The sequence below is a fragment of the Ruminococcus flavefaciens ND2009 genome (assembly GCF_000621785.1).
Taxonomy (GTDB): domain Bacteria; phylum Bacillota; class Clostridia; order Oscillospirales; family Ruminococcaceae; genus Ruminococcus; species Ruminococcus flavefaciens_C.
Window position 1 is genome coordinate 48,299 of the sequence record NZ_JHXI01000018.1, and the last position, 11,698, is coordinate 59,996.

The window sequence follows — 11,698 nt, forward strand, 5'->3', positions numbered from 1 at the left end:
TCCTCCTTATTCAAGCGAATATCCGATGCCTCGGGCAGTTTTGATCTGAACGGGAGCAGATATAACTGAGAGCTTTTTCCTCAGGAAGGATATGTATACCTCGATGTTGTTGTACTCAACATCGCTCTCATAGCCCCATATCTTCTCGATTATGCGCTCCTTTGGGAGTATCTGGTGGGGATTGGAGATAAGCAGCTCCATTATCTGATACTCCTTCAGCGAGAGCTTTACGTCATTTCCCTGCCACATTACAGAGCAGGTATTCTTGTTGAGCTCAAGACCGTTGTAATCCAGCCTGTGCTCGTCAACTATCTCGCCCTTTCTTCTGGTGAGAGCGCGGACTCTTGCCAGAAGCTCACCCGTAACGAAGGGCTTGGTAAGATAGTCATCGGCGCCGCCGTCAAGACCGTTTATCTTGTCCTCGATCTCGCTTCGTGCGGTGAGCAGCAGGACGGGAGTGTTTATCTTCTCCTGTCTCAGCTTTCTCAGCACCTCCAGACCGTTCATGCCCGGAAGCATGATGTCAAGGATAATGCAGTCGTAAACGCCGGTCATAGCGTTATCCAGACCGTCTATGCCGTCATAAGCGGTATCCACATTGTACATATTTCTTTTAAGGATCTCAGAAAGAGCATCCGCAAGCTGCATCTCGTCCTCTACCACGAGAAGTCTCATATAAATTCCCCCTTGGAAAAAAGCTCCGCCCGCAAGGTGTGAGCCTGTATCGTCGCAAATAAGAGCAGACAATTCCACTCTACTATTATTATATCACAAATTATTGAAATAAGCTTAAAACTTACATTAGTTCAATATATTGATTAGGAAAATTTTCTGCACCGTTTTTGTGCATATCAACAGTTTTATATTTTAGCTGCTAACAAATGTTGACTAAGTATTAAATTTGTGTTAGAATTGAATATGCAAACAGGCGAGAATAATTTACTGTTTTTACTCATTATTAAAACCCGCAGGACAGGGGGGCTGATATATGATATCACCGGCAGAACGTAAAAAGATCGGTTTTTCTCTGCTGTCATCCCACAGCACAGAGATGAAAAAGTACGTTGATGTGTACGCTTTATACATTGAAAAGGGTTATACCAAGGATCTGTGCGAAGCCTACGCAGACGCCTTCATCGACAATGCGAAGAAGCCCTCGCCTTTCGATATAGTGCAGCTGGCATCGCTGTACGACAGGATCCACGATTACAAGACCTCTTATTTCTATCTTGAAAAGCTGGAAGACAAAAAGCTCAGCGGCGACGAGAAATTCGGCTTCTGCACGGAAATGCTCAAGACCATCAGCAAGATCGGCAACTGGCGTGACGCTGTGGACTTCCGCACTAAGAATATAAGCTTCTTACAGAAGTATACCACCAAGGCAACTCCCCAGCAGGAGGCAAAGCTCTACATCGCCCTTGCGCTGGCGGACTGTGCTTCAAAGAACTACCAGCAGGCACTGAAGCTCCTGAAATTCGGCTATAAGCCCCAGGGCAGCAAGGATCTGACTCTCCTTGAGATCTTCATCACGGTGGTCTACATTTTCGCAAAGGCAGGCGACGAGGAGGGGCTTGACGGCGCCCTTCAGAACGCAGAGAGCTGTCTCAGGCTGTTCAAGCAGTTCGACTTTGCATGGCAGGGCTCCTACTACCGCAGACGTATCGAGGAGGCAGCCAACGGAATATTATAACAGAGGGCTCCGGAGACACACTTCGGAGCTTTTTTGTAGCACAAAAATCGTTAAAACAAAAAAATATATGAAAAATTTCCGTATGAATTATGAATTTTTTGAAAAGAGAATTTTTCACATAATTTAACCAACAACTTTGAGCTGTATAATCCGTTCCCGATATTACAAATTGTTAAAAACCGTGGTTTTTAAAGCACGAATTGTATAAACGCCCGAATCAACGTATCTGCGTTGATTTCCGAGCCTGTGCAACGCCCCTGAAAAGTTCCTGATACAGCAAAAAGCGCATATATTAACGATATATTAACAGATAATATTTATGTTTTTGTTCATAATTACTTAATATAAATAATTGAATTTTATTTAGCAATATAGTGCTAATTTAGGGCAATATAATCAATTGAACTTTCTTCTCTCATGGGCTATAATACAATTGTTGGAAGAACAGAGACCGAAAAATCGGTCTCCATCCACCACATAATTACATCAAGATATATTATGTGTCCTGTAACAAAATCGGCAATTATATCCTGTTTTTGCTTGATACGGTTTTAACTCCGCCGTGTCCATGTCACGTCAACCAGTTCCAAAAGACATCTTACTTATTCACAACTGTTATTAAACATTAATGCCTATAATATGTTTAATCGCCTAAGGCAGTTTCTTGATCGCTTGAAACGTTACAGCAGTAGTGATAACACAGCAAAAGGATATATGGCACTACGGAATTTGTGCCTGCCGTACGGCATCTGCGTATAGAGGGTGCGCAGCCGCCAACTCGATAGCGACCTTGATTGGCTTTTGAGAGGGTGTCAATGAAGGTCGTTATTATTTTGCCAGTTCCGGTTCTATACCTATATAAAAAAGGCTGTCTCAGGACAGCCTTTTTTACTTTTATTTTCACTTTCCGAGCTTGCTCTTCAGCTTTCTGAGAGTGTAGCCCTCGTTTATCTTCATGACGCCTCTGTCGATAGCCAGCGCATAGTCGGGAACGTCCCTTGTTACGGTGGTTCCTGCGGCAGTGTAAACAGCCTTGCCCAGCTTTACGGGAGCAATGAGATTGGTGTTGCAGCCGATGAAGCAATTATCGCCGATAACACAGCGGCTCTTGGCGATACCGTCATAGTTTACGGTAACTGTTCCGCAGCCGATGTTCACGCGCTTTCCGATGTCGCTGTCGCCCACGTAGGCAAGATGTGCGATTGCGGTCTTTTCACCGATGGTGGAGTTCTTTATCTCCACGAAGTCGCCTATCTTGGCTCCCGACTTCACAACGCTGTCGGGACGGATATGAACGTAAGGACCTATCTTTACGCCTGCCTCTATCTCCGACTCGTAAGCCTGAACGGTGTGGAGGTTTACATCGTCGCCTATCTTACAGTTCTCCACCACGGTATTGGGACCTATCTTACAGTTCCTGCCGATGGTGGTATTTTTTCTTATTATAGTATTGGGAAGTATCTCCGTACCCACGCCTATCTCAACGCCGCGCTCGATGACAACGCCGTCTGTGCAGGTGAACTCAACGCCGTTTGCCAGGTGCTTTTCGATAACAGCCATTCTCGCATAGGTATTCAGCTCAAGGAGGTCCTTTCTGTCGTTGGCACCTCTGATGATGTCAGCGTTCTCGGACTTATAGGCGCCAGCGTTCTTGCCCTCGGAGAGAGCGATAGCGATAGTATCGGTGAGGTAATACTCATTCTGTACATTATTATTGCTGAGCTTGCCCAGGAGCTCGATGAGGTCAGCTGTCCTGAACCAGTATGTGCCTGAGTTTACTTCCTTTATCTGACGCTGCTCCTCGGTGGCGTCCTTCTGCTCAACTATACCGCTGATACCGCCTGCCGAGCGGATTATCCTGCCGTAGCCGAAGGGATCTTCCAGCTCCGCAGTGATGACTGTTACAGCGTTTTTCTGCTGCTTGTGTATGATCAGAGACTCCTTTATGGTCTCGGCGTCGATGAAGGGAGCGTCTCCGCAGAGAACGAGGGTATTGCCGTCCGTATCCTCCTCAAGGAAGGGCACAGCCTGCTTCACCGCATGGCCTGTACCAAGTCTCTCTGCCTGGAGCACTGTCTTGTACTGACCGCCCAGATACTCGTCTATCATCTCGCCCTTGAAGCCCTTGACCACGCATATATCCGTAAGGTCAGCCGCTTCACAGGCTGATATTACCCAGCGGAGCATAGGCTCGCCCAGCACCTTGAAAAGAGGCTTGGGCATTTCCGCTTTCATGCGCTTGCCCTGTCCGCCTGCAAGAATTACTGCTTTATTCATATTCGTTCCTCCTATATGTCAATTTTGAGTTTTATCCTCTGGCGGAAAATTCTGCTTCAGATAGTCCTTCAGCATATCTTCCACATAATTGTTATGATAGCAATCTTCATATATTTTCAGTTCTGCATCTGTACCATGTGAAATAAGTCTTTCATAGAGAGCCGTTGCTTCCTCAGTCATATTTTTATTGCCGTTATAGTTATCCTCGAAAGAAGGATTTTCTCTGCCGCCTGCACATATGAACACGTTCTTATCCATAGCCTCATTGCGATCAAAATAGTCAAATTCACGTGTATACGCATAAGGATCTGTAATAACACTCGGATCGTAAAGCTTCTCATCAAAGGAATGATAATAATTCCAGAATGCCATGCTTCCCATTATGTATCTTGCAAATGGCTGATATTCATATTTGTCCGAATTGCAGAGAGCGTAGTGAGAGAACGTTCCTCCGCAGGAATGTCCGAAAAATACGGAGCGTGACTCGTCGATCTTATAGTTCAGAGCAACAGTCCGCATGAGGTCGTCAGTAATAAAATCGAGGAATTTATTCTGGCGAATTATAAATTTATCAAGCCGCTCTTCATCACCGCCGCCATTCCTGTCATAATCATAGCCGAGTGTAACGAATATCAGAGGAGCTGCTTCACCGTCGCTGATAAGTTGGCGAAGATCGGGTATTAATTTGAACCAATACGCAGGATCGGTCATCAGAAATACAGGATATTTCTTGTTTTCATCATAGTCAGGTGGAAGTATGACATGGACGAGAAAGTCTGTGTCAAGCTGTTCATCGTATATTTTTATCTCTCGGATATCATCAGTGAATTTCTTCACTTTAAGTTCCGTAGAATCAGGCAGGGGGTAGAAATTACGACCGTTTTTGCTCAGGCTGAAACACTTGGCAGAATCAAGCATTGTATACTCACGGAAGCTTGATCTTTCCTTTTCCTTGTCGGTCATATTCTCCGAGCAGATAAGCCCATCGTAGTATTCAACGGTCACTTTTGTTGTCGGTTCCGTTGCAGGCTCTGTTTCTGCCTCTGTTGCAGCTTCCGCAGTTGTCGCAGTTGTCGCGGCAGCTGTAGTTTCCACCGTAGCAGACGAGGTCTCGCCTTTTCCCGCGCAGGAAGCAGCCGAAGCCGCCATAAGTCCGCACAACATAAGTGTCAGTGCTTTGTTCTTCATTGTATTCTCCATAGCGTAATAGTGTCAGTTCTCAGGCGGGAAATTCTGTTTCAGGTAATCCTTGAGCATATCTGCAAGATAATTGTTATGATAGCATTCTTCATATATCTTCAGTTCTGAGGGCACATCGTATGCGGCAAGCCTTTCCTGAAGCATTTTCGCCTCCTCGGGGATAGTGGGGAGGTCATCAGGTGCCTTGAAATCATAGTAATTCTCTCTGCCGCCTGCACATATCAGCACATTCTTGTCCATAGTCTCATTGCGGTCAAAATAATCGAACTCCCGCTGAAAAGCATACGGATCCTTAATGGAACTGTTGTCAAAATACTCCATATCGGGATAGAAATATGCGTAGAATGAGGGACTTCCTATTATATAGCTCCCGAAGGGCTGATAATCATACTTATCCGAATTGCAAAGGGCATAATGTGAAAACACCCCGCCAAATGAATGCCCGAAAAATACGGAACGTGAAGCGTCCACCTTGTAATTGAGAGAAATGGTTTTCATAAGGTCATCGGTTATGAAATCGAGGAACTCTTTCTCCTGCAAAACAAATTTATTGAAGCGCTCCTCTTCCTCACGGGTATCATAGTCATAACCGAGTATTACAAATATCACGGGAGAAGCCTCGCCATCGTCGATGAGCTTCCATAGATCGGGAACTTTTTTCAGATGATACGCCGAATCAGTGATGAATACCACCGGGTATTCCTTGTCTTTGTCATAATTCGGCGGAAGTGTTATGTGCACAAGGAACTGCTGGTCAAGCTGTTCGTCGTATATGGTCAGCTCGCGGAAATAATCCTTGATCTTGGTTATCTTCGTTATATCAGCGGGATAGAAATAGTAGGAATTGCGTCCGTTTTCGCCTATCTCGAAGCATTTGTCAACATCAAGCAGCGTAAATTCGCGGAAACTTGATCTCTCCTTTTCCTTTTCGGTCATATTATCCGAGCAGATAAGCCCGTCGTAGTATTCAACGGTCACTTTTGTTGTCGGTTCCGTTGCAGGCTCTGTTTCCGTCTCTGTTGCAGCTTCCGCAGTTGTCGCGGCAGCTGTAGTTTCCACCGTAGCAGACGAGGTCTCGCCTTTTCCCGTGCAGGAAACAGCAGAAACCGCCACAAGTCCGCACAGCATAAGTGTCAGTGCTTTGTTCTTCATTTATCCTTTTCTCCTTATTGCATTGTATTCTGTGTCTCTTTATGTTATTTCCGCTTATCAGCCCTGTGACGCCTGATTATCAGCTGCAGCCTCAAGGGTTGCCTCGTCCATGGGGATCAGCTTCCAGCCCTCGCCGTCAACATTAACGACGATAATGTCCTCGTCAAAGGACTCGTCCTTGCCGTTCTCCGTTGTAACCACCGTCATTTTCAGCTTATATCCGTCAGATACCTTATAGGGACCTGCGCTTACTTTGAGCATCTGTGCATAGGTGTCAAAATAAGCTCCTGCACCCTGTATAGCCTTGTCGCTGAGCTTTACCTCTCCCGAGGTGGTACAGCTCTTGTATGAGCCTGTCGAGCCTGTTTTCATAGCGGATTCAAGCTGATCCATGAGACCGCTGTCCTTGAGTCCCGAAACCAGTTCATCGGGATACATACAGGTGAGCATCTCATTGCTCTTGCCGCCGAAAACGTTTTCGGAGAAATCGCTTACGCAGGTATCGGCAGCTGCGGGCAGAAGCCTGCTTGCAGCCTTATCGCTGTCCTTCTTGCTGCTGCATGAAACTGCTGCACAGCCCATAAGTGCCAGTGAAAGCACAGTCGCTATAATTCTTTTCATAATAAACTCCTTGTTATTCAACCGATTTTGCAGCTTTTCATAAGAGCTGCCATGTATTTATTTTTACATACTTTAACAATAAATGCAAGCTTTTTTCGCAGAAAACAAAGTGGTTTGTTAAATTTTGTACAAACTGCAATAAAATAAAGGGGTAATTTTTGTCATCACATATATGGTAATTTTTTCTCAGATGTGTTATAATAGGTATAACTCGGATAATGCCCTCAGGGTTCTTGTCCGGTAATGTTAAAAATGGAGGTATACACCAATGGCAAATAAGTATTGTTACCTTTTCTCAGAGGGTAATGCCAACATGAGAGAGCTTCTCGGCGGTAAGGGCGCAAACCTGGCTGAGATGACAAACATCGGTCTCCCTGTTCCCCAGGGCTTCACGATCACAACAGAGGCTTGTACTCAGTATTATGAGGACGGCGGTATCTCTGATGAGATCCAGGCTGAGATCAATGAGTACATCACAAAGATGGAAGGAATCACCGGCAAGAAGTTCGGCGACAAGGAGAATCCTCTCCTCGTTTCTGTACGTTCTGGTGCAAGAGCTTCAATGCCCGGTATGATGGATACAATCCTTAACCTCGGTCTCAATGAGACAGTTGTTAACACAATCGCTGAAAAGTCCAACAACCCCAGATGGGCTTGGGACTGCTACAGAAGATTCATCCAGATGTATTCTGACGTAGTTATGGAAGTTGGTAAGAAGTACTTTGAAGAGCTTATCGACAAGATGAAGGAAGAAAAGGGCGTTACACAGGACGTTGAGCTTACAGCTGAGGACCTCAAGACTCTCGCTGGTCAGTTCAAGGCTGAGTACAAGGCTAAGATCGGTGTAGACTTCCCTGACGATCCTAAGGAGCAGCTCATGGGAGCTATCAAGGCTGTATTCCGTTCATGGGACAACCCCAGAGCTAACGTTTACAGACGTGATAACGATATTCCTTTCTCATGGGGTACTGCTGTTAACGTACAGTCAATGGCATTCGGTAACATGGGCGACGACTGCGGTACAGGTGTTGCCTTCACAAGAGATCCTGCTACAGGTGAGAAGAAGCTCATGGGCGAGTTCCTTACAAACGCTCAGGGCGAGGACGTTGTTGCAGGCGTTCGTACTCCTATGCCTATCCAGCAGATGGCTGAGACATTCCCTGAGGCTTTCAAGCAGTTCCAGGAAGTTTGCCAGACTCTCGAAAATCACTATCACGATATGCAGGATATGGAGTTCACTGTTGAGAACAAGAAGCTCTATATGCTCCAGACAAGAAACGGTAAGAGAACTGCACAGGCTGCTCTCAAGATCGCTTGCGACCTCGTTGATGAGGGCATGAAGACAGAGCAGGAAGCTGTTGCAATGATCGACCCCAGAAACCTCGATACACTTCTCCACCCCCAGTTCGATACAAAGGCTCTCAAGGCTGCTACTCCTATCGGCAAGGGTCTCGGTGCTTCACCCGGAGCTGCTTGCGGTAAGATCGTATTCACAGCTGACGACGCTGTTGAGTGGGCTGCAAAGGGCGAGAAGGTAGTTCTCGTTCGTCTCGAGACATCACCTGAGGACATCACAGGTATGAAGGCTGCTCAGGGTATCCTGACAGTTCGCGGCGGTATGACTTCACACGCTGCTGTTGTTGCCCGTGGTATGGGTGAGTGCTGCGTATCAGGCTGCGGCGACATCAAGATGGATGAAGCTAACAAGAAGTTTGAGCTCGGCGGAAAGACATTCAACGAGGGAGACTACATCTCCATCGATGGTACAACAGGTAACATCTACGACGGTATCATTCCTACAGTAGACGCTCAGATCGCAGGCGAGTTCGGAAGGATCATGGCTTGGGCTGACAAGTACAGAACTCTCAAGGTTCGTACAAACGCTGATACTCCTGCTGACGCTAAGAAGGCAAGAGAGCTCGGCGCTGAGGGTATCGGTCTCTGCCGTACAGAGCACATGTTCTTCGAGGCTGACAGAATCGCTGCTTTCCGTGAGATGATCTGCTCAGATACAGTTGAAGGAAGAGAAGCTGCTCTCGCTAAGATCGAGCCTATGCAGCAGGGCGATTTCGAGGCTCTCTATGAGGCTCTCGAGGGCAACCCTGTAACAATCAGATTCCTGGATCCTCCTCTCCACGAGTTCGTTCCCACAGAGGAAGCTGACATCGAGGCTCTCGCTAAGGCACAGGGCAAGTCAGTTCAGGACATCAAGAACATCATCGCTTCACTCCACGAGTTCAACCCCATGATGGGTCACAGAGGATGCCGTCTTGCTGTAACATATCCTGAGATCGCTAAGATGCAGACAAAGGCTGTTATCAAGGCTGCTATCAATGTTAAGAAGAACCACCCCGACTGGAACGTTAAGCCCGAGATCATGATTCCTCTCGTAGGCGACGTTAAGGAGCTCAAGTTCGTTAAGAAGGTCGTTGTTGAGACTGCTGACGCTGTTATCGCTGAGGCTGGCGCAAACCTTGAGTACGAAGTTGGTACAATGATCGAGATCCCCAGAGCTGCTCTTACAGCTGACGAGATCGCTAAGAACGCTGACTTCTTCTGCTTCGGTACAAACGACCTTACTCAGATGACATACGGCTTCTCAAGAGACGACGCCGGTAAGTTCCTCGGCGCTTACTACGACAAGAAGATCTTCGAGAACGATCCTTTCGCTAAGCTCGATCAGGCAGGCGTTGGTAAGCTCATGGAAATGGCTATCAAGCTCGGTAAGCCCCAGAATCCTAAGCTCCACTGCGGTATCTGCGGCGAGCACGGCGGCGATCCTACATCAGTTGAGTTCTGCCACAAGATCGGCCTCGACTATGTATCTTGCTCACCTTTCCGTGTTCCGATCGCTCGTCTGGCTGCTGCTCAGGCTGCTATCGCAGATAAGAGGTAAGTTCGACTCGTTAGAGTTAATGTGCAAATTCGATATAACATTGGAAGAAGCAAAGGCTTTCAGAGCCGCGAACGGACAGACGATAAAATCCAAAATATGGGAAGATATCAATGTTGAAGTTCGCATATGCGGATAACTGATGTTAATAACAGTCCCCCTGAATCATTTCGGTTCAGGGGGATTTTTTCAGTCTCATAGCGAGTAACATTTTGCACATAACAAAAATATTTTCTTCAAAACCCTTGACATTTCTTTCCTCATATGCTATACTATCCGCAAGAGGTTACATAACGCTCATGACGATAAATTTTAGGAGGACTTATGAAACTTACCAAACTGGCTGCCGTGAAAACAGGTCTTGTTCTGTCACGAAAAGAAGCCAAAACTACCGATAAAAGCTGGGAATACCGTCAGCTGAATCTGAAAGCTGTCAACGAAGACGGCACTATAAATATAGATGAAACGATAACGTTTTACGCCGCGGAGGAGCTCTCCCCGAACTATCTCACTCAGGTTGGGGACATAGTCGTCAAGACTTCCGAGCCGTACACGGCTGCATATATCACGGAGGAATACGTGGGACTTGTAATACCCTCGCACTTTGTTGTGGTGAGAGTTGATATAACGAAGGCTCTGCCGCAGTATATCGCGTGGTATCTGAACAAAGACCGCATAAAAAAGGCTTTCCGCATGAGCTGTACGGGTATGCTGAAACAGATAAAGCCCACTATGGTCGGCGAGACGGAGATAAAACTGCCGACGCTTGAACGGCAGCGGCAGGTGGTTGAGCTTTATGATATTTCCAGACGAGAAATCGAACTACTGGAAAGGCAGATAAGGCAGAAAGAAGCCTTTTACAAGGCACTGATAAACAAAGTCAATAGGATATAAAAAAGTTGTTAAGGAGTTATAAAATGTTAAGCAAAAGAGATATTTTTAAGGAGTTAGGAAAAAACATATGTATCTATCCGTTGCATATAAAGAATATTAAAGAAAACTCTATAAATCTTACTATAGGACAAAATGCATGGATTGATAAAAACTGTAAAGTCAAAAAAATCTATCAATTACCAAATGATACATTTTCCTTAAAAAAAGAACAAAATTCAAAGGAATTATCCATAATTGGAGGCAATCCTGCAATTATTCCAAGCATGGATAGTAAAAAGAAATTTTTGATTCTTCTTCCTCATACAACCACAAGTGTTGAAACTAGCGAAGTAATAGCTGTGAGTCAAAATATTGGTGGCACTTTTCATTCAAAGGTTGGAATAGCAGCTAAAGGTGTTGGACACATAGGTACAATGCTGGGACCTTGCTATTGTGGACATTTATTAATATCGTTACACAATATTACAGATAATATTATTACTTTAGAAGTTGGTGAAACATTTGTTTCGTTAATCTTCTATCTCTTAGAAACACCGATTCAAGAAAATGTCAATTCTAATTATAATGGTCACGTGGATAAGTTTTCCGAATTAAAATTTAATGTTAGTCAAAAAACAAGAGAATATTTAACTGAGGATTGGAAAAGCAGTTTTACTGGTATTAGAAATAAAATGCTCACCAGCGATGCTTATATTCAGTTTAAAAAAACCAAATCAAGAGAAAATATCGAATACTTGAAGAGATATCTTAATATTAGAAACATAATTATTATTCTTCTTATTATTTCAGTATTTATTCTATCATGGTTTGGAGTTCATTGGTATGATAACAAAAATGGAACAACTGTATGGTCGGAAAGATATTGGGAAATTGTTATTACCGCAGTAATTGTTCCGATATTATTAAACTTATACAAGCTATTTAAAAGAAGCAATGAGTAACATGTATTTAAAAATGTGAAATCTCATACT

9 protein-coding genes are annotated in these 11,698 nt (G+C 45.0%); 4 read left to right on the top strand and 5 right to left on the bottom strand.

The features are described 5' to 3' along the window. Nucleotides 1–6: 6 nt before the first annotated feature. Entirely contained in the window at nt 7–675 is a 669-nt protein-coding gene (locus T488_RS0105970) for a response regulator transcription factor (RefSeq protein ID WP_028520009.1), read from the bottom strand. A gap of 313 nt (nt 676–988) precedes the next feature. Here T488_RS0105970 and T488_RS0105975 point away from each other — a divergent pair, with 313 nt between their 5' ends. Then, nucleotides 989–1,690 (top strand): hypothetical protein, encoded by a 702-nt coding sequence (locus tag T488_RS0105975; protein WP_028520010.1) that lies wholly within the window; start codon nt 989–991, stop codon nt 1,688–1,690. 900 nt (nt 1,691–2,590) lie between these two features. On the opposite strand, the gene glmU is transcribed toward T488_RS0105975, so the two are convergent. From glmU to T488_RS0105995, 4 genes are read right to left on the bottom strand one after another with little or no spacing between them, the layout of a single operon-like run. Continuing rightward, complete coding sequence (gene glmU / locus T488_RS0105980) at nt 2,591–3,967, bottom strand: bifunctional UDP-N-acetylglucosamine diphosphorylase/glucosamine-1-phosphate N-acetyltransferase GlmU (RefSeq protein WP_028520011.1); 1,377 nt, start codon at nt 3,965–3,967, stop codon at nt 2,591–2,593. An 18-nt stretch (nt 3,968–3,985) separates the two neighbouring features. Further along, the gene (locus tag T488_RS17095) at nt 3,986–5,155 is read right to left on the bottom strand and encodes an alpha/beta hydrolase (protein ID WP_051536345.1); all 1,170 of its coding nucleotides are present in this window, start codon (nt 5,153–5,155) and stop codon (nt 3,986–3,988) included. Between the two features lie 24 nt (nt 5,156–5,179). Next, nucleotides 5,180–6,319, bottom strand: coding sequence for an alpha/beta hydrolase (locus tag T488_RS18640; protein ID WP_051536347.1), 1,140 nt, complete (start codon nt 6,317–6,319; stop codon nt 5,180–5,182). Between the two features lie 57 nt (nt 6,320–6,376). After that, nucleotides 6,377–6,940, bottom strand: coding sequence for a hypothetical protein (locus T488_RS0105995; protein ID WP_028520012.1), 564 nt, complete (start codon nt 6,938–6,940; stop codon nt 6,377–6,379). A 268-nt stretch (nt 6,941–7,208) separates the two neighbouring features. On the opposite strand from T488_RS0105995, the gene ppdK reads away from it, so the two are divergent. From ppdK to T488_RS0106010, 3 genes are all read left to right on the top strand, one after another. Next, on the top strand, nt 7,209–9,836 hold the full coding sequence (ppdK, locus tag T488_RS0106000; RefSeq protein WP_028520013.1) for a pyruvate, phosphate dikinase: 2,628 nt from the start codon (nt 7,209–7,211) through the stop codon (nt 9,834–9,836). Nucleotides 9,837–10,157: 321 nt separating this feature from the next. Beyond that, a complete protein-coding gene (locus tag T488_RS0106005; protein ID WP_028520014.1) occupies nt 10,158–10,727 on the top strand; it encodes a restriction endonuclease subunit S in 570 nt (189 codons plus the stop codon). 23 nt (nt 10,728–10,750) lie between these two features. Beyond that, nucleotides 10,751–11,668 (top strand): dCTP deaminase domain-containing protein, encoded by a 918-nt coding sequence (locus T488_RS0106010; protein ID WP_028520015.1) that lies wholly within the window; start codon nt 10,751–10,753, stop codon nt 11,666–11,668. Nucleotides 11,669–11,698 lie beyond the last annotated feature (30 nt).

What these genes read in the sequence shown, in the direction of transcription:
- T488_RS0105970 (WP_028520009.1), bottom strand. Translation starts at nt 675, where the DNA reads ATGAGACTTCTCGTGGTAGAGGACGAGATGCAGCTTGCGGATGCTCTT.
- T488_RS0105975 (WP_028520010.1), top strand. Translation starts at nt 989, where the DNA reads ATGATATCACCGGCAGAACGTAAAAAGATCGGTTTTTCTCTGCTGTCA.
- glmU (WP_028520011.1), bottom strand. Translation starts at nt 3,967, where the DNA reads ATGAATAAAGCAGTAATTCTTGCAGGCGGACAGGGCAAGCGCATGAAA.
- T488_RS17095 (WP_051536345.1), bottom strand. Translation starts at nt 5,155, where the DNA reads ATGAAGAACAAAGCACTGACACTTATGTTGTGCGGACTTATGGCGGCT.
- T488_RS18640 (WP_051536347.1), bottom strand. Translation starts at nt 6,319, where the DNA reads ATGAAGAACAAAGCACTGACACTTATGCTGTGCGGACTTGTGGCGGTT.
- T488_RS0105995 (WP_028520012.1), bottom strand. Translation starts at nt 6,940, where the DNA reads ATGAAAAGAATTATAGCGACTGTGCTTTCACTGGCACTTATGGGCTGT.
- ppdK (WP_028520013.1), top strand. Translation starts at nt 7,209, where the DNA reads ATGGCAAATAAGTATTGTTACCTTTTCTCAGAGGGTAATGCCAACATG.
- T488_RS0106005 (WP_028520014.1), top strand. Translation starts at nt 10,158, where the DNA reads ATGAAACTTACCAAACTGGCTGCCGTGAAAACAGGTCTTGTTCTGTCA.
- T488_RS0106010 (WP_028520015.1), top strand. Translation starts at nt 10,751, where the DNA reads ATGTTAAGCAAAAGAGATATTTTTAAGGAGTTAGGAAAAAACATATGT.